Source organism: Streptomyces europaeiscabiei, from assembly GCF_036346855.1.
GTDB classification, from domain to species: Bacteria; Actinomycetota; Actinomycetes; order Streptomycetales; family Streptomycetaceae; genus Streptomyces; species Streptomyces europaeiscabiei.
The window spans coordinates 3,081,858-3,107,326 of record NZ_CP107841.1 but is presented as its reverse complement, the minus strand read 5'-3'; the positions used below and the strand labels follow the sequence as shown (position 1 = coordinate 3,107,326).

At 67.3% G+C, this 25,469-nt stretch carries 20 protein-coding genes, 1 other RNA gene and 2 pseudogenes; 15 read left to right on the top strand and 8 right to left on the bottom strand.

The annotated features are described in order from the left end of the window. Positions 1-58: 58 nt before the first annotated feature. The 3 genes and pseudogenes from OG858_RS48135 to OG858_RS13380 all read left to right on the top strand — a co-directional run. Positions 59-838 (top strand): annotated as a pseudogene (locus OG858_RS48135) (DMT family transporter); the annotation flags it as partial. 145 nt (positions 839-983) lie between these two features. Further along, positions 984-1,396: RNase P RNA component class A (gene rnpB, locus OG858_RS13385), an RNA gene on the top strand. 434 nt (positions 1,397-1,830) lie between these two features. Beyond that, entirely contained in the window at positions 1,831-4,401 is a 2,571-nt protein-coding gene (locus OG858_RS13380; protein ID WP_328544859.1) for a GmrSD restriction endonuclease domain-containing protein, read from the top strand. 209 nt (positions 4,402-4,610) lie between these two features. Here the strand turns inward: OG858_RS13380 and OG858_RS13375 are convergent, their stop codons facing one another. From OG858_RS13375 to OG858_RS13355, 5 genes and pseudogenes are all read right to left on the bottom strand, one after another. After that, entirely contained in the window at positions 4,611-5,180 is a 570-nt protein-coding gene (locus tag OG858_RS13375; RefSeq protein ID WP_328544860.1) for a Fic/DOC family protein, read from the bottom strand. Next, entirely contained in the window at positions 5,177-5,527 is a 351-nt protein-coding gene (locus OG858_RS13370; RefSeq protein WP_328544861.1) for an antitoxin VbhA family protein, read from the bottom strand. Before OG858_RS13370 ends, OG858_RS13375 begins: the two co-directional genes overlap by 4 nt. Continuing rightward, positions 5,506-5,766: a hypothetical protein gene (locus OG858_RS48130; protein WP_408059391.1), complete on the bottom strand. Its 261-nt coding sequence runs from the start codon at positions 5,764-5,766 to the stop codon at positions 5,506-5,508. Before OG858_RS48130 ends, OG858_RS13370 begins: the two co-directional genes overlap by 22 nt. Before the next feature lie 383 nt (positions 5,767-6,149). Next, positions 6,150-6,772: pseudogene (locus OG858_RS13360) on the bottom strand (IS30 family transposase); the annotation flags it as partial. A gap of 10 nt (positions 6,773-6,782) precedes the next feature. After that, the gene (locus OG858_RS13355; protein ID WP_330346562.1) at positions 6,783-7,601 is read right to left on the bottom strand and encodes an IS5 family transposase; all 819 of its coding nucleotides are present in this window, start codon (positions 7,599-7,601) and stop codon (positions 6,783-6,785) included. A 130-nt stretch (positions 7,602-7,731) separates the two neighbouring features. Between OG858_RS13355 and OG858_RS13350 the strand changes: the two genes are divergently transcribed. Further along, entirely contained in the window at positions 7,732-9,423 is a 1,692-nt protein-coding gene (locus OG858_RS13350) for an ISAzo13 family transposase (RefSeq protein WP_328544056.1), read from the top strand. 288 nt (positions 9,424-9,711) lie between these two features. After that, on the top strand, positions 9,712-10,494 hold the full coding sequence (locus tag OG858_RS13345) for an IS5 family transposase (protein WP_086753550.1): 783 nt from the start codon (positions 9,712-9,714) through the stop codon (positions 10,492-10,494). Here OG858_RS13345 and OG858_RS13340 read toward each other — a convergent pair. Continuing rightward, positions 10,460-10,954, bottom strand: a complete 495-nt coding sequence (locus OG858_RS13340; RefSeq protein WP_179201440.1) for a hypothetical protein — start codon at positions 10,952-10,954, stop codon at positions 10,460-10,462. The two genes, OG858_RS13345 and OG858_RS13340, sit on opposite strands and share 35 nt — an antisense overlap. Positions 10,955-11,401: 447 nt before the next feature. Between OG858_RS13340 and OG858_RS13335 the strand changes: the two genes are divergently transcribed. The 8 genes from OG858_RS13335 (at position 11,402) to OG858_RS13300 (ending at position 21,983) form a co-directional block, all read left to right on the top strand. After that, positions 11,402-12,241 carry an IS5 family transposase gene (locus OG858_RS13335; protein ID WP_328544862.1) on the top strand — a complete coding sequence of 280 codons (840 nt, stop codon included), beginning with the start codon at positions 11,402-11,404 and terminating at the stop codon, positions 12,239-12,241. Positions 12,242-12,431: 190 nt separating this feature from the next. Then, entirely contained in the window at positions 12,432-13,448 is a 1,017-nt protein-coding gene (locus OG858_RS13330; protein ID WP_328544863.1) for a protein NO VEIN domain-containing protein, read from the top strand. 100 nt (positions 13,449-13,548) lie between these two features. Then, positions 13,549-15,408, top strand: coding sequence for a DUF2075 domain-containing protein (locus OG858_RS13325; protein WP_328544864.1), 1,860 nt, complete (start codon positions 13,549-13,551; stop codon positions 15,406-15,408). A gap of 829 nt (positions 15,409-16,237) precedes the next feature. After that, positions 16,238-17,911, top strand: a complete 1,674-nt coding sequence (locus OG858_RS13320) for a DUF262 domain-containing protein (protein ID WP_328544865.1) — start codon at positions 16,238-16,240, stop codon at positions 17,909-17,911. A gap of 227 nt (positions 17,912-18,138) precedes the next feature. Next, positions 18,139-20,565 (top strand): AAA family ATPase, encoded by a 2,427-nt coding sequence (locus OG858_RS13315; RefSeq protein ID WP_328544866.1) that lies wholly within the window; start codon positions 18,139-18,141, stop codon positions 20,563-20,565. Then, positions 20,562-21,014, top strand: coding sequence for a hypothetical protein (locus tag OG858_RS13310; RefSeq protein ID WP_328544867.1), 453 nt, complete (start codon positions 20,562-20,564; stop codon positions 21,012-21,014). The genes OG858_RS13315 and OG858_RS13310 overlap by 4 nt, the downstream gene beginning before the upstream one ends. A 157-nt stretch (positions 21,015-21,171) precedes the next feature. Next, positions 21,172-21,501 (top strand): plasmid mobilization protein, encoded by a 330-nt coding sequence (locus OG858_RS13305; protein ID WP_328544868.1) that lies wholly within the window; start codon positions 21,172-21,174, stop codon positions 21,499-21,501. Next, the gene (locus OG858_RS13300; protein ID WP_328544869.1) at positions 21,498-21,983 is read left to right on the top strand and encodes a hypothetical protein; all 486 of its coding nucleotides are present in this window, start codon (positions 21,498-21,500) and stop codon (positions 21,981-21,983) included. The genes OG858_RS13305 and OG858_RS13300 overlap by 4 nt, the downstream gene beginning before the upstream one ends. Before the next feature lie 834 nt (positions 21,984-22,817). Here OG858_RS13300 and OG858_RS13295 read toward each other — a convergent pair. Further along, entirely contained in the window at positions 22,818-23,549 is a 732-nt protein-coding gene (locus OG858_RS13295) for a hypothetical protein (RefSeq protein ID WP_328544870.1), read from the bottom strand. Between the two features lie 216 nt (positions 23,550-23,765). Further along, the gene (locus OG858_RS13290) at positions 23,766-24,236 is read right to left on the bottom strand and encodes an ATP-binding protein (RefSeq protein ID WP_328544871.1); all 471 of its coding nucleotides are present in this window, start codon (positions 24,234-24,236) and stop codon (positions 23,766-23,768) included. Positions 24,237-24,404: 168 nt separating this feature from the next. Here OG858_RS13290 and OG858_RS13285 point away from each other — a divergent pair, with 168 nt between their 5' ends. Next, on the top strand, positions 24,405-25,277 hold the full coding sequence (locus tag OG858_RS13285) for a helix-turn-helix domain-containing protein (RefSeq protein WP_328544872.1): 873 nt from the start codon (positions 24,405-24,407) through the stop codon (positions 25,275-25,277). Next, positions 25,274-25,459, top strand: coding sequence for a DUF397 domain-containing protein (locus OG858_RS13280; protein WP_328544873.1), 186 nt, complete (start codon positions 25,274-25,276; stop codon positions 25,457-25,459). The genes OG858_RS13285 and OG858_RS13280 overlap by 4 nt, the downstream gene beginning before the upstream one ends. Positions 25,460-25,469: the final 10 nt, after the last annotated feature.

Genomic DNA, 25,469 nt, shown 5'->3' with positions numbered 1-25,469 from the left:
CAGTGGGCGCGCAACAGCGTTCAAGACGGATGACGGCCCATGCCTCGAAACTCACCCCATGACTGCACGCGGCTGGTTCCTCTTCTCCCTGATGGGAGTCCTCTGGGGCATCCCCTACCTGATGATCAAAGTGGCGGTGGACGAGGTCTCCCCGTCCATGGTCGTCTTCGTACGCTGTGCCCTGGGCGCGGCCCTCCTGCTCCCCTTCGCGATGCGCCAGGGAGGGCTGATCCCCGTAGTCAGGCAGCACTGGCGCCCGATGCTCGCCTTCGCCGTGATCGAGGTCATCGGCCCCTGGTGGACGTTGACCGACGCCGAACGCCACCTCTCCAGCTCCACGGCCGGCCTCCTGATCGCGGGCGTACCGATCGTGAGCATCCTCCTGGCCCGCTTCTTCGGCGACACGGAACGGCTGGGAGCCCGCCGCACTACCGGCCTGGCCCTTGGCCTGGCGGGCGTGGCGGTCCTGACCGTCCCGCACCTCACCGGCGGCAACGTCCTCTCCCTCACCGAGGTCCTGATCACGGTGATCGGCTATGCCACGGCCCCTCTGATCATGGCCCGCCACCTCAAGCAGGTCCCCACCCTCCAGCTGATAGCCCCGGTCCTGCTCCTGTCGGCCCTGGTCTACGCCCCCGCGGCAGCCCTGACCCGCCCACCGACCCTCCCCTCGACGCCCGCCCTGGTCTCCCTCGCCGCCCTGGGCGTGATCTGCACGGCCCTGGCCTTCGTGGCCTTCCTGGAACTGATCCGGGAGGTGGGCCCGACACGGGCGACGGTCTTCACGTACGTCAACCCGGCGGTGGCGGTAGCGGCGGGCGCGCTCTTCCTGGACGAGCGCCTCACACCCGGAATCCTGGCGTCCTTCGCCCTGATCCTGGCGGGCTCGTTCCTGGCGACGGCATCGACGGCCTCGACGGCATCGACGGCATCGACGGGACAGAGGACCGGTGGGCGCCGGGTAGCATGGTCGACACGGCAGACGAGCCGGGCGGACGGCCGCGTGAAGGTCCTCACGGACCTCCCCGAGGAACGTCCGGGCTCCACAGGGCAGGGTGATGGCTAACGGCCACCCGGGGTGACCCGCGGGACAGTGCCACAGAAAACAGACCGCCGGGGACCTCGGTCCTCGGTAAGGGTGAAACGGTGGTGTAAGAGACCACCAGTGCCCAGGGCGACCTGGGCAGCTAGGTAAACCCCACCCGGAGCAAGGTCAAGAGGGGCCGCCTCTTCGCAAGAAGGGTGGCTCTGCGCGGACGTTCGAGGGCTGCCCGCCCGAGTCCGCGGGTAGACCGCACGAGGCCAGTGGCAACGCTGGCCCTAGATGGATGGCCGTCTCCCCGGCCGCCGCGAGGCGACCGGGCGACAGAACCCGGCGTACAGCCCGACTCGTCTGCCGCCACCTGCGGCTTTGCCTGGGAAAGGGCCTCTGATCTGCGACGGAGGCCCTTTCCGATCTTTCAGGAGCTTGCCGTGTTAGGCGGCGAAAAGTCCCTCGGAAGTCCGTCGGACAGAGCTGAAAGTCCCTGAAAAGTCCCTGGAGCGGAGGGGCGGGCGAGGCCTCAGGGCTGGGCGTTGGCGACAGCCGTTGGAGCATGGTGTTGGAGCCGAGGCATCGGGCGGTCCTGGCCCGGCGGGATTACGCGGCCTCGGCGTTGGCCGTCGTGTCGGTCCGCGCGGCCCATTCGAACCCGCGGCGAACCAGGGACGGGTCTTGCTTCGTGTCACCGCTCCAGTCGATGAGGAACCCGCGCCCGTTGTTCGGAGGGCACTATGGGTTCTTCTGCCTCAAGTGCCAACCAGGTGAAGCGATGGAGAGCGCAAGACGTCATGCAGGCCAAAGAGACTTTGTTCGCCGACCTTGTGCAGGGACGAGCCCAGCAGTTCCAGGTTCCTCTCTACCAACGGACCTACTCCTGGACGGAGAAGCAACTGGCGCAGTTGTGGAGTGACATCCTCGAACAGGCCGAACTACTGGAGTCCGGTGCGGAGGCGAGCACACACTTCCTCGGCTCGGTCGTGCTCGCGCCCTCCCCGCAGAACGAAGCGACCTTTCCCCGCTGGCTCGTTGTCGACGGCCAGCAGCGGTTGACCACGCTCTCCTTGGCGTTGGCCGCGATCCGTGATCACATCGCGGACACGCAGCCGGAGGAAGCGGAGCGCATTGATGAGGAGTACCTCATCAACAAGCGCAAGCGCGGCAGCGATTACTTCCGCCTGCTGCCGACCCAGGCCGACCGTGCACAGTACGCCGCGCACATTCGTGTGGCCCAGGAGGAGCAGAGCGCGGGGGACAGGGTGGCCGCTGCCTACCGCTTCTTCCGCCGCAAAGTTGTCGAAGCGCACGATCCGACAGCGTTCCAGAATGTGCTGCGCATCGAGCAGGCGATCACGTCCCGTCTCACGCTGGTCTCGGTGACCGCCGAACGCGGCGACAACGTCCACCGCATCTTCGAGTCCCTCAACAACACCGGCCTGAAGCTCAGTCAGGCGGATCTGCTGCGGAACTACCTGTTCATGCGGCTGCCGACGCTCGGGGAGCAGGTGTACGAAACGTACTGGCTGCCCATGCAGGACAGTCTGAGCAACGGCGAGCTGGAACAGCTCATGTGGCTGCAGTTGGTGCTCGACGGCGACGACCGGGTCCGCCGCCAGGACCTCTATGCCGCGCAGCAGCAGCGATTCGAGCGCCCGGAGGTGAGCGAGGCCGACATCGAGGCGTACATCAGGGAACTCCACCGCCGCAGCGCCCACTTCCGCCGGATCGTCCGCCCCAAGAACGAACCCGATCCGCTGGTACGAGGGCACCTGATCCGGCTGCAGGACTGGCAGGCGGTGGTGGCCTACCCCGCGCTGATGCTGCTGCTCGACCGTCGGGCACGCGGGGAGGCGGACGCCGCGGAGACGGCACGGGCCATGGAGTACATCGAGAGCTTCCTCGTGCGCCGGACGATCTGCCGGGTGCCGCCGAACAACCTGAACAGGATCTTCCAGGCCGTCCCCGCACAGTTCCCGCAGGGCGTTCCGGTCGCGGACGGCCTGCATCAGCTGCTCTCCGCGGAGAACCGCTTCTGGCCCGACGACGAGGAGCTGCGTACGAAGGTCCGGGAGGCGCCCTTCTACCGGTACGGCCTCCCGCATCAGCGCAGGCGTGTGCTGCAACGCCTTGAGGAGAGCTACGGCCACCCCGAGCCGGTGGACTTCGCCTTGGCGCAGCTCACCATCGAGCACGTCATGCCCCAGTCCCCCGGACAGGAGTGGATGAGAGTGCTGGAGGAGGAGGCGGGTGACGGCGAGAGCGCGGAGGACCTGCACGCCCGGCTGATCCACTCCCTCGGGAACCTCACGCTGACCACGGTGAACTCGGAGTTGTCCAACCATCCCTTCGAGAGGAAACAGGGACTGCTGCAGGGCAGCCATCTGGAAATGAACCGCCGTATCGCTGCCACCGACCGCTGGGGTGTGAAGGAGGTCCTGGCCCGGGCCGACGATCTCGCCGACCGGGCGATCATGTTGTGGCCCGCCCCGTTGAGCGGCGTCGGCCGTGCCGAGCGCAGCCGCGACTGGCACCTTGCCCACCAGGTTCTCGCCGCGCTTCCGCACGGCACCTGGACGTCGTACGGCGATCTTGCGGGGTTCATCGGTTCCGGAGCCCAGGCCGTGGGCAACCACCTTGCCGGTACCGCCGGTGTGGCCAACGTGTACCGGGTGCTCAACGCGGAGGGCAAGGTCGCCGACGGTTTTCGCTGGGGCTCCGAGGACCAGGGTGACGTCCGCGCGCTACTGACGGCCGACGGCATCCACTTCACGATCACCGGGGCCGCCGATCCCGCCCAGCGGCTCACCAGTGACGACCTCGCGCTGCTCGTTGCCGACGCGGAGGGTGAGCCGGAGGAGGCCGGGGAGGTGGCACGGCCCGCTCCCGGGGGCCAGGCCCTGCAGACCCGGGCCGCGCGGTTCCTCCGGCAGCTCGCGGCGGACGACAGCGCGGAGACCGTGAGCGCGGTGAGTGAGGTGCTGGCGCGGTGGGAAGAACTCGGCGGCTGGATCGGCTACGGCACTGGGAAGGTCACGACCAGCGCCTTCCTGATGCTGGGTGAAGCGGGCCTCCCGGGCCGAGGCGTCTGGCCGCTCACCCTGTACCCGGGCGGTGGTCGGGGCGGTACTGCCGAAGTCGTGTTCCAGCACATGGCGACCCGGGAGCCGTTCACGGACCGTGCGCTACGCGCCGAACTCCTAGCGCGGCTCAACGAGTTGGCGGGCGTCGACATCCCGGAGGGCAAGCTCGAACTGCGGCCCAACTTCCGCCTGGTGCACTTGGCGGAGAGCAGCAACCGCGAGTTGCTGATTGAGACGCTCACCTGGTTCCGGGACCGCTGGCAGGACCGGAACCCCGTCTGAGTCGCTGGGAGGGCGGGAAGTACCGTCCGATGCGAGCGCCACGCGTCTCGCGCCGCACGTAGCGCCGTGCCAGGGCTCGTGCTCGGCGAGGAGCGGGTTCTCCTCCCAGCGCGGCCTGACCCACGGCGGATTCCCCACCTGAAGATCTCTGGTGTTCCCAAGGGGCGACGCCCTGTTCCGGGCTTCCTTGCCGGCCGGAGTGACAGGCGTCAGCTCGTGGTGACCAGCTCGTCGAGTAGCTGCTCCAACAGATTGTTGTCACCGAGGAAGCTCTTCACCGAGGCGTCCTCGTTGCGTTGAGGGTCTATGCCCGACCAGTTCAGGGCGTATCCCGCGTCGGTGCTGAGCTGGGCCAGGAACGCCCGCTGGGCACGGCCGTTGCCTTCGCGGAACGGGTGGAGGACGTTCAGGTCGCCGTACAACGTGGCCAGTTGGATGATGAATTCCTGCCGAGGGAGACTCCGCAGCCGGCCGGATGAGGCGAGACGGCCGAATACCTCTCCGGCGTAGGACATCAGGTTTCTCGCCGGACAGAACGGTGTGCGCTTGGCGATGTTCACGGTGCGTAACTCGCCTGCCCACGGATAGATGTCACCGAAGATCGCGGCATGGAACGCTTGGAGATGGCCGAGGTCGTACGCGCCGGGTAGGGGGCGCTCGGCGAGCATGACGAGGCGCGCCCGGGTGATGTCCGCCTCCGCTGCCGCGAGCAGCTGATGATCGGTGATACCGAGCTTGTTGCGCAGCACGCCGCCCGGCATGGCGTACGGATCGTTCACCCTGCCCGACGCTCCGAAGTCTGCTGGTGGCGGGCGATCGCGCGGGCCACAAGGGTGTCCACGTCGAGGTCGCCCTTCACGTATGCCTCGGTGTCGCGGTCTGAGGTATTGGAGGCATGGAGCCCCTCGGCCTCAATGGATCCGGTGGCCGAGGCGACGGCCGCACGTCGTGCCGCTCGGCCGCTCAGCGCCTCGAAGACCTCGACGGACAGGAGGACGCCCTGGGGCTTGCGGTGGGCGCCGATCAGGACCGGGTCGGCATCCGCGCCGGACTCAGACAGGTCAGCCAGGATCCGCGACAGTCCCGCGCGCGCGTCGCTGACGGTCACGACCTCAGGAATCTCCATGCTGGCACCGTACCCATATAGAGGCTTGATTCTGTACAGATTCTAGTACGGATTCCGGTGAGTGTCCCGCCTCGGGCGGCCCTGGAGGCACCTCTCACTCCGTCCCGGAGGCTGCCACCAGCCGAGACGGCGAGGTCCTCGCCGATGTCGGCGGGGTTGAACCGGACCATCGGTACATCGCGCCGGTTGAGTTCGGTGATCACCACGTCGGCGGTGATGCAGTCCGTCTCGGTGGCCACCAGAACCGGCCTCTCCGAGAACGACGAAGCCCTCGTCCGGACCGCTCCGGCGCGGGGCGCATCCTTGCGCAGCCATCAAGGTAGCCACGGAAGCGTTCTCCATGCACGTTTTTGCAGGTCATAGCGTTGCGGTGATTCTCCCCGGCATACAGCCCGACTCGTCTGCCAACAGGGCTCTGACCTGGTCTTATTGCCTGGTCGGGGCCCTTTTCGTGTTTTCGGGCGCTTCCCGCTTCTACCTGCGAGTTCCCTGAAGCTCCGCGCAAGTGTGCATGCGTGCGCACTGGGGCGCGGTGCTGGACGGTGGGCTCGATGAGTACTGGCACCGAGCTCCAGGGGAACTGGGCGAATTCCAGTGATCGTCGCAACACGTAGTCGGTTGATCAGGCAGCGAGCAGTTTAGACAGACGCTCGGCTGGGGTTTTCCAGCCGAGCGTCTTGCGTGGGCGATTGTTCAGTTCGACAGGGACGGCGTCGAGGTCCCGGCGGGTGTGGGTGGACAGGTCGCTGCTCTTGGGGAAGTGCTGTCGCAGCAGGCCGTTCGTGTTCTCGCTGGAGCCGCGTTGGCAGGGGCTGGCCGGGTCGCGAAGTAGACCGGGACATTCGTAGCGATGGTGAACTCGTAGTTGGCGGCCATCTGGGAGCCCTGATCCCAGGTCAGGGACCGCTTCAGATGCGGCGGCAGGGCTTGCACGGTTGCCTGGAGGGCGTCGCGGACGCTGATGGCTGTGTGGTAGGCGGGCAGATGGATGAGCATGCCGAAGCGGGTGCTGGGTTCGACCAGCGTCCCGATGGCGGAGCCGTTCTCCTTGCCGACGATCAGGTCGTCCTCCCACTGGCCGGGAACGGCCCGGTCAGCGGCCTCAGCCGGACGTTTGCTGATCACGACCATGGGCCGAGAGAAGCGCTTCTGGCGCTTGAGTTGCTGCTGGGTCTGGCGATGGGGTCTGCGAAGAGCCGGTCGTCGCCGGCGAAGGCGTGCACCTCGTCTGCCAGGACGGCCCTTAGGAGTCCTTTCAGAATGCTGGGTTCTTGCGGGCGAGGATCATGCAGTGGGCGAGTTGGAGGAAGGTGTCGTGCATGTCGTCTCGGGCTTCCCAGCGGGTCCGTAAGCGGCGGGGGCCGTGGAGCCAGGCGATGGCGGACTCGGCAACCCACCTGGCCCTGCCCAGGCCAGAACCGTGCGGCTGTCCGCGTCGGGCGATCTTCGGTGTGATGCCGCGTTCACGCAGCCGGTGGCGGTAGACGTCGTAGTCGTAGCCGCGGTCGGCATACAGGGTCAGGGGCTTGCGCCGGGGCCGGCCCCGCTTGCCCCGCACCGGCGGCATCCCGTCGACCAGCGGCAGAAGCTGGGTGACATCGTGGCGGTGACCGCCGGTCAGTGACACCCGCAGCGGGGTGCCATGCGCGTCGGTCAGCACGTGATGCTTCGAGCCCGGCCGCCCGCGGTCAACCGGACTCGGACCGACTTTTGGGCTGCCACGCCCCCGCTTGGCCTGCACGTGCGAGGCGTCGATCGTGGCGCGGGAGAAGTCCAGGCGGTCCGCAGCCCGCAACCGGTCCAGCAGCACCCGCTGCAGTTCCTCCCACACTCCGGCCCCCTGCCACTCGGCCAGCCGCCGCCAGCAGGTGGGACCTGAACCGAACCCCAACTCCTGCGGCAGGAACTCCCACTGGACACCGGTGTACAGGACGAACAGGACTCCCTGGAGCGTCTTGCGGTCATCGATCCGCTTGCGCCCCGGGTACCGGAACCGCCGCTCATGCTTCGGCAACAGCGGCTCGATCACCGCCCACAACTCGTCGCTGATCTCCCACGGCTTCCGCCGCGCCATGCTCACACCCCACAGAAGACGGGATCACGTACATCTCCACCGTGCCACAACACGATCTTTCTGCAAGGACTCCTAAGGGCGTGCAGATCATTAACTCGCGGCTTTCTGCTCGGTGGTTCGTTGGTCTGGCATGAGCGGGTTGAATGGGCAACGGGCCGTGCTGGCAGCCAAGTTCGAGGCGATTTTGCCGCACCTCGACGAGCGGCAGCGTCGCTTGTTGATAGGGGCGGAGGCCCAGTCCCTCGGCCACGGCGGGATCAGAGCGGTCGCCCGTGCCGCCGGTGTTCGCGAGGCCACTGTGTCTGTCGGAGTGCGGGAACTCGACTCCGGCCAGGCTCCGTTGGGACGTATCCGCCGGCCCGGCGCCGGCCGCAAACGCGTCGTCGACCGCAACCCTGCCGTTCGGGAGGCACTCCTTGCGCTGGTCGAGCCCGACGTCCGCGGAGATCCCATGTCGCCGCTGCGCTGGACCACCAAATCCACCCGCAAGCTCGCCGAGCAACTGACTCGGCAAGGCCACAGGATCTGTGCGGATACGGTGGGCGACCTCCTGCGCGAGGAGGGCTTCAGCCTGCAGAGCAACGCCAAGACCATGGAAGGCAAACAGCACCCCGACCGGGACGCACAGTTCCACTACCTCAACGAACAGGCCCGCGACCACCAGGACGGCGGAGCTCCAGTCATCAGCGTGGACACCAAGAAGAAGGAACTGGTCGGCCCGTTCAAGAACAACGGCCGTGAATGGGAGCCGAGAGGCGAGCCGGTGCGGGTCGACACCCACGACTTTCCCGACCGCGAGCTGGGCAGAGCGGTGCCCTACGGCATCTACGACGTCGCCGCGAACACCGGCTGGGTCAACGTGGGCACCGACCACGACACCGCCGCGTTCGCCGTCGAGTCGATCCGCCGCTGGTGGAACGGCGCCGGGAAAGCCGCCTATCCGACGGCCGGCCGACTGCTGATCACCGCCGATGCGGGCGGCTCCAACGGCTATCGCACCCGCACCTGGAAGACCGAACTCGCCCGGTTCGCCGTCGAGGCCGGCCTGACGATCACTGTCTGCCACCTGCCTCCGGGCACGTCGAAGTGGAACCGGATCGAGCACCGGCTGTTCTCCCACATCACCATGAACTGGCGCGGCAGGCCCCTGACCAGCCACGAAGTCATCGTCGAAAGCATCGCGGCGACCACCACTAAAACCGGCCTGACCGTGCATGCCGAACTCGACACCAACGCCTACCCCACCGGCATCCAGGTCAGCGACGACGACATCGCCGCCCTGCCGATCACCCGGCACCGCTTCCACGGCGACTGGAACTACACCCTGCACCCCCGGCACCCGCTGGACGCGACGCCGGACAACAGCACCTCAGACCAGGCCCCGGCGACCAGACCGCCCGGCCTCACGCAGCACGCGCTGCAGGACCCAGAACTGACCGGCATGACCCGCCAACAGCTCAGCGAACTCATCAACGCGCTCACTCCTGCGCTGGAGGTTCAACGCGAGCAAGTGCTCCGCACACGTCGCGGTCACGAGCGCCTGGTCGCCCCTGGCACTGGTGCCAAAGCCAAGCTCACCCCAGCCGACCGGATCCTGGCCACCGTGCTCCACCTGCGCAAACTCGCGACTATGGACCTCCTCGGGCAGCTCTTCGACGTCACCGCTCCGACCATCAGCCGCGCGAAACAGGAAGTCCGCCCACTCCTGGAAGCACACGGCCACCACATCAACGCCTCAACCGCACGCCTCCGCACACCAGCCGACGTCGCGACCTTCCTCGTTTCCGACCCCACTCGAAGCAAGGTCAAAAAGACGAGTTAATGATCTGCACGCCCTAAGAAGCTGTTGCTCTATCGATCTTGGTGGGCGTGAGTTCGAGGTTGTCGACTCGGTCGGGTGATCTCGTGGCCGACCGGGCATGAAAGCGGGGCCTCCCGCACAGCTCGTGGGTGTCGAATCCAACCGAGCAACAGGAGGCCCCTGGTGCTGCAGTCTTCCGTGCCGGCGTCGATGGCGTCCAACCAAGCTTCCCTGGAGTGTGATTGCCTCGCACACCGGTTCGGGAACGCCAGGGACCGGCCGTACAGGCGACCGAAGTATCCGTCCGACATGAGCGACGCGGAGTGGGCCGTCGTACGTGAGGCGATGCCGGTTCCCGGCTGGCTGGAGGGCCGTGGCGGGCAACCGGAGAGCTATTGCCACCGGCAGATGGTCGACGCGGTGCGCTATCTGGTCGCGGGCGGTATCACCTGGCGGGCGATGCCTGCGGACTTTCCCGCGTGGGACCGCGTCTACGCCTTCTTCCGGCGCTGGCGGGACAAGGGCCTGACCGCCGAGTTCCACGACCGGCTGCGCGACCGGGTCCGCCGGGCTGAGGGCCGGGACCCGGAGCCGACGGCCGGCGTCATCGATGCGCAGTCGGTGAGGGCAGCCGCGTCGGTGCCGGGCGCGACCAGGGGCTTCGACGGCGGGAAGAAGGTCAACGGCCGCAAGCGGCACATCGTGGTGGACACCCTCGGACTGCTGCTGGCCGTGACGGTGACCGCGGCCTCGGTCACCGACCGGGACGCGGGGCAGACACTCCTGGCCCGGCTGCGTGAACGGCACTGGCGCATCACGCGGGTGTGGGCCGACGGCGGCTACACCGGGCGCCTGGTCGACCTCGCCCGCGACGCATGGCGGATCGCGCTGACCGTGGTCAGACGCAGCGACGACACCAGCGGTTTCATCGTGCTGCCGAAGAGGTGGCTGGTGGAGCGCACGTTCGCGTGGCTGATGCACTCACGCCGGCTGGCCCGCGACTACGAGACGCGCACCGACACCTCGGAGGCAGTGATCAAGTGGGCGATGAGCACAGTCATGAGCCGCCGCCTCGCCCGACGGGCACGCTGAACAGCCCCGGACGTTCCTCAGCCAGCCAGCCCCGCGCGGCCAGCCGCTTGGCTTTCGACCGCACCCCTTCCACCTTCGCCGGGACCGGCTCCAGCCCGAGGCCGGCCGCGAGTTGACGACAGTCCATCGCCTCCCCGCGCATCCCGTTCCCGCCGGCCAGCACGTCCATGATCCGCTGGTAGTCCGGCGCGAGAACCGCCGGGGCGAGCCCTTCCTCCCAGTGAGGCACCACTGAGCCGGGCACCGCCTGCCTGACCTGCACCGGCCGTTCGCCGGCCACCACGACCGGCGCCACGTCCTCGCCTCCGCGAGGCTCCGCCAGAACCTCACCCACCGTCTCACGGGCAATCACGAACCGCTCCCACACCGCCTCCGCTTCCCGCAGCTCGGCCTGGAGAGCATCCACCCGCTGCCGAGCGACGCGTTCACGCTCCTCCAGCAACCCCATCACCGACGGCATCCCGGCACCTCCACCGAAGAGACGACACAACAACCCGTCCCTCCCGCCGAAACACCACCCCTACACCTGACCAGCAGAAACACGCCCGTCACTCTCGGAAAGACAACGGCTTCTAACGCTGCTCAGCAAGTGGGCGTGGTCCGCCTTCGGGGTCCGAGCCACTGGGCGTGCGTGTGAACGCGGGGCGCCGTCCTGTTGAGCAGAGCGCCTTGAGCGGGCACTGAGAGGGCGTTTATGCAGGTCAAGCCCTAAATATGGCTCTCGCCCCTGCCCTGCTTTGGGGGCCTTCATCCCATAGGCGGCGAATGATGGTCTCCAGGGCGGATGCTCAGCCATCCGTCTCGTTCACTTCCATGCCTGGAAGTCCGTCTGGTTTGAAGTTGCCATGGAATCGCCCAGCGAGTGACGGAACCGAGCCCTCCGCCTCGCACGTGATCACGCTACGCCGTGAGCGAGCGCAAGCCGTACCCCAGCGACCTGTCCGACGCCCGATGGGCCCTGATCGAGCCGACGTTGACGGCCTGGAGAAAGGCCCGACTCGACCGCAGACCAACCGGACAGCCGGCCAAGGTCGATTTACGGGACGTCTTCAACGCCATCCTCTACGTGAACCGCACCGGAATTCCCTGGAAATACCTCCCGCACGACTTCCCGAACCACGGCACCGTTTACGCCTACTACGCCGCCTGGCGCGACGAAGGAATCTTCGCCCAGCTCAACTACGACCTGACCGGACTGGCGCGAGTAAAAGAGGGGCGCAAGCCCGAGCCGACCGCATCCGTGATCGACACGCAGAGCGTGAAGACTTCCACCAACGTGCCCGTGACCAGCCAGGGAACGGACGCCGCGAAGAAGATCGTGGGCCGAAAGCGGGGCATCCTCACCGACACGATCGGACTCATCCTCGCCGTGACCGTCACCGCCGCCGGCCTCTCGGAGAACGCCCTGGGAATCCGCCTCCTCGACCAGGCGAAGGAGATGTACCCGACCATCTCGAAGAGCTGGGTCGACACCGGCTTCAAGAATGCCGTCGTCGAGCACGGCGCCACCCTCGGAATCGACGTCGAAGTCGTCAACCGGAATCCGGAGAGCCGCGGCTTTCAGGTCGTGAAAAGGCGCTGGGTGGTGGAGCGGAGTATCGGCTGGATCATGATGCACCGCCGCCTCGCCCGCGACTACGAGACCCTCACCGCCAGCTCCGAGACCATGATCCACATCGCCTCGATCGACAACCTCGCCAGGCGCATAACGGACGAGACGACACCCACCTGGCGAGGAACGTACTAGGGCGTAAACGGCAATCTGCCCACTTCGAACGCCCTCTGAGGTGTCCTCCCGTCCTGTGTCCGATTTGTGCTGCCAACTCGCCAACCGCTGGCTTTAGTTGTGTGAAAATCTGACTGCCATGTGGCATGGTCATGGGCTCAGTCGATCGTTTGGGATCGGCGCAGAGGTAGGCGGTCACGGAGGAAGGCACTTGGCGAGGCACGAGGACAGCCGCAAGGGCGACGATCCTGCTCCCCTCCACGATCCCTCGCGGACATCCTCGTTCGTGATGGTCCACGTAGGCCAAGCGTCCGGAACCCAGCGCAATCTGCAGTACGGGATCGAAACTCGGTCGTGGGGGTTCCCTGTATGGAGGCCCGAGTACCGGTCCGCGCGCCCGCGCTTCGCCGTGCTGGCCACGGGAGTGGGTCCGCGCGTACAACTCGACGTATGGAGTACCAAGAAGATCACTCTGTACCTGTTCGAAGTACGTGAGAACTTCTACGAGGCAGAGGCCCCTCACTGGCCGGACGAGGAAGCCGAGAACGCCATCAAGTACCCGGTGCGCTTCGGCATCGAGCCGTTGGCTGTACTCCACGACGTCCGTCTCGATGAGGACGGGCCGCTTGGAATGGCCGCCAGTGACGCCATACGTGTTTCGGGGACTCAACGAGGCATAGGCATGGTCGTAGACATGGATCCGCAGCCGTTGCTCGATGCGGCAGGGATCCCAGCGAACTGGTCCGAACGGCAGACGGTGGCCCTGAACCGCACGCCCGGCTTCACCGCGGAGCAGGTGAAGCCGCCCAAGCCACCGAAGCGGCCCTCCAGTGGAGCGGGCTTCGTCTTCGACCCCAGGAAGCGCAAGGCCATCGAACTGCACGCGGAGGACATGGCAGTCGCTCACTACGAGGAGGAGGGCTGGACGGTCGAACGCCTTGGCAAGCCTTACGACCTCCACTGCACCCGTGACAGGGAAGAGCGTCGCGTAGAGGTGAAGGGCACAACGGGAGCGGCCACGAGCGTCGACCTGACGATCAACGAGGTCGAGCATGCCCGGGACCCGCAGAACACCGTGGACCTATTTGTGGTCAGTGACATCAAGGTGGACTTGCGGACCGACAACTACACAGCGAGTGGCGGCAGGGTGTTGCACCTCTATGACTGGGCGCCGGCTGAGGAGGACCTGAGGCCGCGGAGCTTCGAGTACCGCCTACCGCTCGCCTGACTGCCCAGATGCACTTCAGGGGTTCCGGGAGCAAGCCCCCGCTGGCCCCTTGCCTTCGAGTCCACCGCCCTTACGGAGATCTTCCGTGCCTCTTCTTCGCATGTCCGCACGCGCACTGTTCGATCAGTGCAGTGACGGAGTTCTCTCTGAGCGGCTCGCCCAGAAGTACCGCTCCGTGCTCTTCCAGAACCCGTCGCCCAGTGAACGCCGCTCGTGGGAGAACAGCATCCCGGCCCTGGCAGAGGTTCTGTGCGATGCAGGGCTTGATGACATCGAGGTGCTGATAGAGCACCGATTACCCCTCACCAGCCTTCGCGCAGACATTATCCTTGCTGGCTCCCACCCCGCGACGGGCAGACCGTCCTACGTCATCGTCGAACTCAAGCAGTGGAGCGAAGCGCGCCTCGTTCCTGGCACTGACAATTTATGTCTAGTAGCGAGAATGGGTAATCGACCGGCTCTACATCCCGTGGCCCAGGTGCGCCGCTACTGCGAATACCTGCAGGATTTCACCAGTGTGCTGATCGATCAGGAGGGCGCCGTCGCGGGCGTGGCCTATCTGCACTACGCAGCCGATCAAGATGTCAGTGAACTGTTAAGATTACCCGACGCAAAGGCGCAACTCTTCACGGATACATCCCGCGGAGAACTTATTAAGTATCTACAGACCCGCCTTTCTGCCCTGGATGGTTCGGTAGAGGGTGATTATCTCCTGGATAGCCCCCGTGCTCCCGGCCGTCAACTAATGCGTGCCGCTGCTGCCGAGATAATCGACGGCGGTGAGTTCCTCTTGATGGATGAGCAAGAGGTAGCGGCGCGTTTGGTGAAGCGGGCGGCGGACCTGTCGCGACAGTCGGACCAAAAGGAAGTCATAGTGATATCCGGGGGTCCTGGTTCGGGTAAGAGCATCATTGCGCTGCACCTGATGGGACACCTCGGGAGGAACGGGCGAAGCGTTGTCCACGCCACCGGGTCCAAGTCCTTCACTACCACTCTTCGGCATGTCGTCGGCACTAAGAACGGCCGAATTCCAAAGCTCTTCCGTTATTTCTTCGACTTCACAAGTGCTGAACGAAACGGGCTGGACGTCTTGATCTGTGATGAAGCCCACCGCATTCGCCAGCGGTCGTCGAGGCAGGGCGCGCACGCCGGGCATCGGAGCGGTCGAAGCCAAGTGGAGGAACTCATCGACGCAGCCAGGGTCCCCGTCTTCCTGATCGACGAGCATCAGGTCGTGAGACCCGGGGAGATGGGAAGTGTCGAGACCATCGACGAGGCTGCTCACGCGCGCGGGTGCATTGTTCGCCATGTCGATCTCAACAGCCAGTTCCGGTGCGGCGGGAGCCGTGCCTACGAACATTGGGTCCTCCGTCTCCTCGGCCTTGAGCCCGGTGGTCCGATTCAGTGGCAGCCCGAGGAAGATTTCGAGTTACTCGTCGCCGAATCGCCCCAAGGGATGGAGGGCTACCTACGCGGCCAGCAGGAAGCCGGCTACACCTCTCGCATGACGGCAGGATTCTGCTGGCAGTGGAGCGATCCGCGGATTGACGGCAGCCTCGTCGACGACGTGGTTATTGGGGAATGGCGCAGGCCCTGGAACCTTAGAAGTGAGCAACCAGTCGGAGGGGCACCCGTTTCTTCGCTGTGGGCCACTGATCCGTCAGGCTTCGGGCAGATCGGGTGCATTTACACGGCCCAAGGATTCGAGTACACCTGGAACGGAATGATCTTCGGTCCCGACCTGGTGTGGCGCGGGAATGAGTGGCGCGCTGCTCCTAGAGAGAGCAAGGACCACGCCGTGAAAAAGGCGGAGCCAGAAGCCTTCGGACGCCTTATTCGAAATACCTACAAAGTGCTACTCACGCGGGGGATGGTCGGTACCGTACTCTACTCAACCGATCCCGAGACTCAGGCCATGCTGGCTAGCCTGGTCCCGACTGGGATAAAGCAGGGCCCATGAGTGGGTGACCTTCGCCTTCCACTTGGTTCGCCGGTGCCCCCAAGGAGCCGAGCGAGGCCTACCTGCGCATAGTCCCGGCACGCGGCAAGCGCGAGTTGGCGGTCGGCTTCGGCGGAGGCCGTGACGAAGTCCTTCGTGGTCGAGACGACCATGCGGTAATTACGGGGTTCCAAGGGCGGCTGCCTGCGCGGTGTGATGGGTGGGCGGTTTGAATCGCCGAGTACGCCGCGCTGCGGTTCGCTTGCAGCGCGCCGGTGGGGTGCTCAGGCGGGGTGCGTGGGGGTTCTGGCCGGGGGCGAGAATGGGCGGGTAGGGGTATTGGATTGTTGATCCTCGGCCATGAGGTCGTAGATGTCGAGGATCAGGGTCATGACTCGGTGGGTGCCGTGGGCGGTTTCGTCTTCCCGCTTTACGGTTGACAACTTCCCATGGCATAGCCGGCTTCGGGGCGGTCGAGTTTCGGCGCCGAGCAGTTCGGGACGGGTGTCGTTCCAGCGGAACGAGGGCAGTCGTCCAGGTCACGGGTGTAATCGGCCGTGTCAGGCGCGGTGTGGATGTGATATGCGCCCCGCAGACCGCCGACCCGTGGGTCCGGCCGGTCATCGCCGTCCACACCCGACCCCCGTCACGCCCGCTTGCCGAAGACCTCCGCCGCCCCTGGCAGCTGCCCAGCCAGCCCGATGGGTTCCGCTTTCCCAAGCGTGACTGTGCGGTAGACACCTCGTTCGGGCGTGGGGCGGTCCCCGCACCGACGAGGCCGCTGCCGGATCGAAGGAAGCTGAGCCGACCGGGTGCCGGGAAGCTCGGCCTTTCCGCCATCATCGGGGGCATGCAAAAGCTTGAGGCGCATGAGATGCCCCTGCACAAGGTGTTCAGCAGTGACTACGACTTTCAGATCCCCGACTACCAGCGCCCCTACGCGTGGCAGGAGGAGCAGGCGGTTCAACTGCTGACAGACCTGCAGGAAGCCCTGGACCGAGGGACGGACGAACCGTACTTCCTTGGATCTGTCGTGCTCGTCAAGAACGGAGGGGCTCCGAGGGCGGACGTCATCGACGGCCAGCAGCGCCTCACGACCCTGACCATCCTCCTGTCGGTCCTGCGTGATCTCACCGAGGATCCGGAACTGCGCAGCGACCTCGACAGGCTGGTGATGGAGCCGGGCGCCAAGATCCGTGGTCTCGCGCCGAGACCGCGGCTTACCCTGCGGAGTCGCGACGCGGACTTCTTCGGGAAGTACGTGCAGACGAAAGACGCGGTAGGCACTCTGCTGACGCTCAAGGAGGACGCCCTGCGCACCGATGCGCAGAAGGCCATCCTCCGCAACGCGACAGTCCTGCACCGCAGCCTCTCGGCATCGCCTGAGGAGGACCGGCTGAAGCTGTCTCAGATGCTCGCCGAGCGGACGTTTCTGGTCGTCGTCAGTACCCCCGACCTCGACAGCGCACATCGGATCTTCAGTGTCATGAACTCCCGGGGGCTGGACCTGTCCCCGACCGACATCTTCAAGTCACGCATAATCGGTGATCTCGGACCGGAGGCGTCCGACGAGTGCGCCACCGTCTGGGAGGACGCCGAGGAGATGCTCGGGCGCGACGACTTCGCCGAGCTCTTCCTCCACCTGCGGATGATCTTCGCCAAGAAGCGCGCTGAACAGGAGCTGCTCAAGGAATTCCCGGAGCAGGTGCTCAGCCACTACCTTCCCGGCAAGGCCGAGGTCTTCGTCCACGATGTCGTCCGGCCGTACGCCGACGCGTACGCCAGGATCCGGGAGGCGCGTTACGAGTCCGCATCGGGCGCGGACGCGGTCAACGCCTGGTTCCGGAGGCTCCAGCAAGTCGACAACAACGACTGGCGGCCCGCCGCTCTCTGGGCGCTGCGCTACCACGAGCACGATCCGGCCTGGCTCGACGCGTTCATGCGGGCGCTGGAGCGGCTGTCGGCAAGTCTGTTCATCCGCCGCGAGTACACCACCCCTCGGGTCAGACGCTATGCCGAACTGCTCCGGCAACTCGATGAAGGACAGGGTCTCGATTCCCCCGCACTCGAGCTGACGGACGACGAGAAGGCGGACACCCGCGCCAGGCTCGACGGCGATCTCTATCTCGTCGGCAAGATCCGCAAGTACGTGCTCCTTCGGCTCGATGAGTTGCTGGCGCGTGGGCAGGGGGTGACCTACAACCATGGGCTCATCACCGTCGAGCATGTTCTGCCGCAGAACCCGGGTTCCGGATCGCGGTGGACCGCCTTGTTCGACGAGGAGCAGCGCGCACGGTGGACGCATCGCCTGGGCAACCTGGTCCTGCTGAACCGTGCGAAGAACTCGGCCGCCCAGAACTACGACTTCGCCGAGAAGAAGGCCAAGTACTTCACCGGCCGCGGGGGAGTGGTCCCCTTCGCGCTGACGAGCCAGGTGCTTCAGCATGCCGAGTGGAGCCCCGGGCTGCTGAGGGCGAGGCAGGACGAACTGGTCGGCGTGCTCGCTGAGGAGTGGCGCCTGTAGGCGCGGGGCGAGAGGCTTCGCGGTCCCCTGCTTGCCGATCCCAGTGATTTCCAAACAATTCCAATGACTTCCATTCTTGTGGGTGTCTGGGCTAGGGTCATCCCCAGCTCACGCCCCACACGTCACGCCGACGCTTCTGTGCGGCCCGTGACCATCACGCTGCGCTGCCTCCGTACGTCTGTCCGACCGCTGGCTCCGCAGCCGTCGCTTCCACGGGAGTTCACGCCATGCCCGAATCCGCCGATTCCGCTCCGGACCCGTCCCCCGCACAGCAGTCCGCCGGGCAGCCGACGGCCCCCGGCACCCTCGCTCTCCTCATCGCCGAACGGCTCGCCGCCTCGGATCTCGACGAGGACGCCAAGGCCGACCTGCTCAACGCCTTCCAGGACGACGGACCGGTTCGCGGACGGATGCCGGGCGCCTATCTGCAGTCCGTCACAGTCAGCGGATTCCGCGGCATCGGCCGGACCACACGCCTCCCGCTCACCCCCGGCCCGGGGCTCACACTGGTCACCGGCCGCAACGGCTCCGGCAAGTCGAGCTTCGCGGAAGCCACCGAGATCGCGCTGACCGGCGACAACGCCCGCTGGCGCGGCCGCAGTGACATCTGGCGCAGAAGCTGGCGCAACCTTCACCACGGCCAGGAGCCGCAGATCGCCGTGGAGTTGCGCATCGACGGCGACCCGGAGTCCGCCACTGTGCTGCGCACGTGGCACGGAGACGACGTCGCCGACTCCGCCGCCGAACTCGACCGGCCCGGCCACGACCCCGTTCCGCTCCCGGACCTCGGCTGGCAGGAAGACCTGGCGACCTACCGTCCCTTCCTGTCGTACTCCGAACTCGGCCAGGTCATCGGCGGCAGGCCCAGCGAGATGTACGACGCCGTCGCCTCCATCCTCGGCCTGGAGGAGCTCGCCGCCGCAGACAAGCGGCTGCGCGACCTGGCCCGCGAGTACGACGCGCCCGCGAAGGAAGCCAAGGCTGAACTCTCCGCCCTGCTCGCCCTGTTGGAGAACACCGAGGACCCTCGCGCCCGGGCCGCTCGTTCGGCACTCGACGGGCGGCGCCCGGACCTCGCGCGGGCGGCCGAACTGGCCGCCGGGACGGGTGCGGCGGACGAGTCACTCCTGTTCGACCTGCGCCGCCGCTCCACCCTGACCGGACCCGACACCGAGGCGGTGGCCACGGCTGTGGCCCGGCTGCGCGAGACGATCGCCGCTGCCGAGGACCTGCGGGGCACCTCCGCAGAGGACGCGCTACAACGTGCCGAACTTCTCGCCCGCGCTCTCGCCCACCACCGCGCCCACCCCGAACTCGCAACCTGTCCCGTGTGCGGTGGCGCGGCACGGCTGGACGAGGACTGGGCGCTGGAGGCGGCCGAGCAGGAACGCCTCCTGCGCGCCGAGGCCGAACAGGCCCTCACCGCACGCCGGGAACTTCACTCGGCCGGCCAGGCCGTCCGTGATCTCGCCGTGCCGCCTCCGGGCTGGCTGCCGCCCGAGATTGCCGCCGCCTGGGACGACTGGCTGCGGTGCCGTACCGTCTCCGACCCGGCCGCACTGGCGTCCGTCGCGGAGAACGCCGCACGGACCGCGGCAGACGCCGCGCGTGTCACCCGTCAGGAGGCCGCAGGGCGCCTCGCCGACCAGGACGACGCCTGGCGTGACGCCGCACGGGCGCTCGCGGCCTGGCTCGACAAGGCACATGCCGCCGAGCGGGCGATCCCGCGCCTGGCCCGCGTCAAGGCCGCCCAGAAATGGCTCAAGGCCGCCCACGACGAGATCCGGGCCGACCGGATGCGGCCCATCGCCGAGGACGCCCAGCGCATCTGGTCCAACCTGCGCCAGCAGAGCAACGTCGCCCTCGGCCCGGTCCGCCTGAGCGGCTCCGCAACCCAGCGCAAGGTCGCCCTCGACGTGACCGTCGACGACATCGACGCCCCCGCACTCGGCGTGATGAGCCAGGGAGAACTGCACTCCCTCGCCCTCTCCCTCTTCCTTCCGCGCACCTTCCTGCCGGAGAACCCCTTCCGGTTCCTGGTCATCGACGACCCGGTGCAGTCCATGGACCCCGCCAAGGTGGACGGCCTCGCCCGCGTCCTCGCACTCCTCGCCGAACACCGCCAGGTCGTCGTGTTCACGCACGACACCCGCCTGCCACAGGCCCTGAAGTACCTGCGGCTGCCCGCCACCGTCCTCACCGTCGACCGCCGTGAGCACTCCGCCGTACGTGTCCGCTCCGGCGACGACCCCGTCAAGCAGGCCCTGTACGACGCGAAGGCGCTCGCCAGGACCCGCGACCTGCCCGGCGACGTCGTAGCGCGGGTTCTGCCCGGCCTGTGCCGCACCGCCCTGGAGGCCGCCTTCCTCGAACCGGCCCGACGCCGACTCCTCGGCACGGGCCTGCCGCACGCCGAGATCGAGCAGCGCATCGCCAAGGCCCACAAGCTCACCGAACTGGCCTCCCTCGCCCTCTACGGGGAGACCGACCGGGTGGGCGAGACCATGACCGACCTCACCCGGGCCTACGGCCAGCAGGCCACCGACCACATCCGCTGGTGCAACAGGGGCTCCCACGAAGCCGTGCCCGTCGACGACGCGGAGGAGATCATCCGCCGCACCGCGGACCTTGCCAAGGCGGTGCGATCCCTGTGACCACGATCCGCCCGGCCACACCCGTACCGTCCGCACTCCCGCCCCGGCTCCCCGCAGCCCTGCCGCCCCCGCCGCCGTCCACCTCGACGCCCGAGGAACTGCTCGCGGGCGCGGACCGGTTGCTCGGCACGGCCACCGCCTCCACCACGGGCGTCTGGCCGCGCGCCGTGGCACTCCTGCTGCGCCACGCCCTCGAAGAGGCCCTGCGCCGCTACTGGCACGCCCGCAAACCGCAGCTGGCCCGCTGCCCGCCGCACGCCCAGGCCCTGTGCCTGGAGTCCTACGCCGACCCCGACACGGCCCGCCGCTGGTCGGCGACCTGGGCCGGCCTCAGCCGGGCCTGCCACTACCACGGGTACGAACTGGCTCCCACGCAGGGGGAGTTGTGTGCGTGGCGGGACGACGTCGAGCGGGTGATCGGAGCTTTGGCGCCCGGACGCAGTGACTGATCGCTGCCGGACCCCAGGTCCTCCGCGCGGGGCGGGTGGCGGACGCCGGTAGGCGGGGGGCCGGTACGGAAGGGGGGCGCCGGGGAGAGGGAGGCGTCCCCAGCGGCCCACCTCCACCACACTCGCACTGTCGTCATACGCGTATTACGATGCCTTCGTGGCAAAGACGCGCATCACCATCAGCTTGGAGCAGGACCAGGCCGATCGCATCAGGCAGCACGCGGAACGGGCGGGCATGGACGTCTCGGCCTACCTGGTGCATGCCGCAACGCGCCAGATGGCCGAGAGCGATGCCATAGAGGAACAGTTCGCCGAGGTGGACGCACTCATCGCCCGCGCGGAGCAGGCAGCCGACGGACTGCCCGCCGAACCCGCCCCGGAACCGGCCGCGGAACTGACGGAGCAGGAACGCCGCGAGGTCGAGGAAGCCCTGGGCCTCGTCCACGGCCGGGACCGGCAAGGCCGCCGTCAGGGACACGCCGCGTGAGCGCACGGGTGCCGGTCTACGACACGGGCATGCTCATCGCACTCGCCGACCGCAAGGCGAAGGCGGTCGCTCTCCACGAGGGGCTGCGCGCGGTCCCGCACCGGGCGTTGGTGCTCGGACCGGTCCTCGCCCAGGTGTGGCGCCCCCAGCCGTCGCTGGTGCACGCCCTGTCCGGCGTCCTGAAGGACTGCGTGGTCCCTCAGGCCCGCACGTCCGAGCCGCCCATGCGTGAGACGAAGGCGGGCCGTCCGGAGTGTCTGGCCTGCGCGACGGGCCCGGACCTCACGGACTGGCGGCGCATCGGCACCGCTCTGGGGCAGGCGGCCCTGCCGACGAAGAAGCGGCCGGACGCGGTGGACGCCTGGGTGGCGTTGGCAGCGGCCCGACACGGCAGCGCGGTCATCTTCACCACCGACCCGGGGGACATCCACGCCTACCTGACGGTCCTCGCGCCGACGGACGTGCACGTGGTCGCTGTCTGATGGCCGAGAGCCACGCCCCGTCCCGTCCGGATGGCTGCGCAGGGCGGTGCACGGGCTCCGGCGGCAGGCGCGGGGCGCGGGGCTCGGCCCTGCGCAGGCTTACTCCGCGAGCGGGTGCCGAAGCGATCAGCCGGCAACGGCAATGGCCGTCCAGTGCCACGGCCTCCCCCCGCGCCGACCGCTGAACTCGCCGAGGGTCCTCCACCCGCTTCGCCATTTACCACGGCCGTGGTACTTGGCACGACAGGAGCAGGTACACAGAAAGCCCTGGGCGTTCTGGCAGGACGAGTTGCACCTTTCACGCGGGTTGTACTCACGGCCGATGAGGACGCTCGGGTGCCTGCGGAGCAGCTCCCGGCTTATGCGAGGGAAGTGAGCGCTGGCAACCGTCCAACACTCCACGCGGCCGTCCCACCGGAACGATCGATCGCTTCCGACCCAGCCGGAGAGTTTCCGTTCGTGCTCCCACATCGTGTGAGCCGGGAACCAGACACTGAACCACCCGTTGGCGGGCAAGCCGATTGTCGGCAGGTGCTCACCCCGATAATTCGGCAGCCACTCAGGGGGCTTGAGGTACTCGGTTGTCTTCCGTCGGTCACGCCTGCGTCCTTCGCCCCCACCCGCAATCTGCCGGCTACGCCGAGGTCCGGGCCCCCACTCGACCGACACGAGTGCCGCGAGCTGACCGGAGGCATGGCAGGGGAAATGGCTCACCAGCCTGTCATGGGCGACCACCCGGCCGTCCTGGTCTACCTCGATGGAGTTGCGGCACTTCACACACGTGCGGTTGAACCCTCCGCCGCCCACAAGCACCCCCTTGGGTTGCGCCGAGGGTCAGTCAGGCGAGTTCTCGGACTTCGGCGGTGTGCTGTGCGTCAGCCATGGCCACGACGTCGGGGGTGGGCCAAAGGCGCGACGACCGGCCCTCACCGCCAGAGTGGCGAGAGCAGCGTTGGCGCCACCACCAATCACAGCGCCGATACCGAAGGGTGCCACTCGACCGAGAACGATGATTCCCTGCTTGGTCCCGAACTTCGTGATGAAGTTCTTCCCCAGGATCTTGTTGATCTGACGCAACGTCTCGACTGGCACCTTGGCGACAATCTGACGTCCCCAGTGTTGCCCCGTACGCTCGGCGACCTTGGTGATGGTGGCGGAGCCGCTCCCGCCGAGCATGATTCCCATGACGATCGTCCGGCGGCGCTCGACCTCGTCGATGGGGACTCCGTGGATTTCGGCGAGCGAGAGCGCGAAGAGGGCGCTCAGTTCAAGAGACGAGAGAGTCTCGCCTGCCGACAGTGCCAGAGCGACTCCCGTGCCGACGCCGGGCGCGGCTGCAACTCCTCCAACCGCGGCACCCGTCCCGGTCAAGGCGCTGACGTACATCCGCTCCAGGTTGCGGATCACCTGTGCCGGTGTCGCCTCCGGGTTCCGCTGGCGGGCCCGGGCGATGTTCTTGCGCACCAGTACGCTCTGGCTGTCGATTGCCTTGTCCAGGAGGTCGAGGACTCGCTGCCCACGTCCGTCTTCTGCCGGAACCGGTCCGTCGTGGGCGCCTGTTGTCATACCTTGAGCTCCTTAGGTCGTTAGGCCCCAAGTCTCCCACTCGGGCTGCCAGTTCTGGAGTGTTTCCCCGACAGCTCCCTACCTGTCGAGGCTCGGAGCCGTTGCGGCCCGCCCCATCGACTGCGAGATCACCGTCGGCACCTCCCAGGGGCGCCGCACCGGCGCACTCCGCCTCGTCACGCCCCTGACCGCCCCCCCCACGCCCAGCCGTCGCGGTTAGAGCCGCCCGCTGTGCGAGTCCGGGCCGGGGGTCTTGCAGGCGCACTCGGCCCAGACCGTCTTGCCGCCGGGCGGGTACGGCTCGACGCCCCAGCGGTCGGCGAGGGTGGTGACCAGGAGCAGGCCGCGGCCGGACTCGGCGTCCAGGGGCGTTCCGCAATCCGCAGGCGGCGACGGGAGGCGCTCGCCCCGGGCATCGGTGACGGCGATGCGGAGCAAGCCGGCCGCCGTGTCGAGGGTGAGGGCGAGCCGGAAGTCGCGGCTGCCAACCCGACCGTGCAGGGCGGCGTTGGTGGCGAGTTCGGCCACGATCTGCTCGGCGCGTTCGGTGACGCCGGGTGACATCGGCCACGCGCGGAACTGCTCGCAGGCGAGGAGGCGGGCGAGCCGGGCTCCGCGACGGGTGGACGACAGGAGCTGCACGAACGTATGTACGGTGGAGGGAAGTTGGGGTGTGATTGCGCTCATGAGGCCACGGTGACGGGTGCACGGGGGCGCGTTCCAGAGGTGCGGTCCGTACGTTGCGTCAGCGTACGGGCACATTCCGTGGACGGTACGACGGTTCATACGTCACGCTGAGTGTCGTCGACTGTGGGACGGCGAACAGCGCGGGTATGGAACCGGAGGTGGCCGCGGATGACCGACGGCGGTGTGGTGGACGACGAAGACGTGTCGTGCGGCGAGGCGGACCGGGAGCCCGATCCCTCGGACAGCCTGCGGACGTTCGGGGCGGTCATGCAGGCACTGCGCGAGCACGCGGGGTACAGCAGAACCGAGTTCGCGAACCTGGTCAGCTTCTCCAAGCACACGGTGGAGTCCGTGGAGTTGGGGCGCCGGATGCCAGACGTGGCGTTGGTGGAGCGGTCGGAGGATACGCTGGGGAACACGGGGGCGCTGCGGAAGGCGTCGAAGTACGTGACACGGGGACGCGGGGATGTCGGACTCGCGGCGTGGTTCCGGCAGTGGGCTCGGCTGGAGCGGGTGGCGGTGAGCCTGTGCACGTACGAGTGCCGGCTGGTGCCGGGGTTGTTGCAGTCGGAGGGGTATGCGCGGGCTGTGTTCGACAATGCCATTCCGCCACTGACGGACGGGCAGTTGGAGGACCAGGTCAGGGCACGTCTTGAGCGCCAGAAGTTGCTCGGGGAGCGGCCAAATGCCGTGTTCAGCTTCATCGTCGAGGAGTTCGTCTTCAGGCGTCAGCTGGGCGGGCCTCCGGTCATGAGGGAGCTGATTGACCACGTATTGGAGCTGACTGCTCCGCGCAACGTGACGCTTCAGGTCATGCCGCTGAATACTGAGTTCCACGCTTGCCTGGACGGTCCTGTACAGCTCTTGGAGACGCCTCGACAGCGGCGACTCGCGTACTCGGAGGGACAGCAGAACGGCCGACTGATTTCCGACCCGAAAGAGGTGAGCTTCCTCTGCCAGCGCTATGACACACTGCGCTCGCAGGCCCTGAACCCCAAGGACTCGCGTGGCCTGCTGGAGCGACTCCGAGGAGAGCTATGAACACGACGGAACTGGCGTGGTTCAAGTCCAGCTACAGCGGCACTCAGGGTGACAGCTGCGTGGAGGTCGCCATCACCGAACAGGCCGTCTGCGTACGTGACTCCAAGGATGTGACGCGCCCTCATTTCGCCGTCGGCTGTGAGGAGTGGTCGCGGTTCGTGGAGTTCGCGACAGAGGTGTGAGAGACACGGG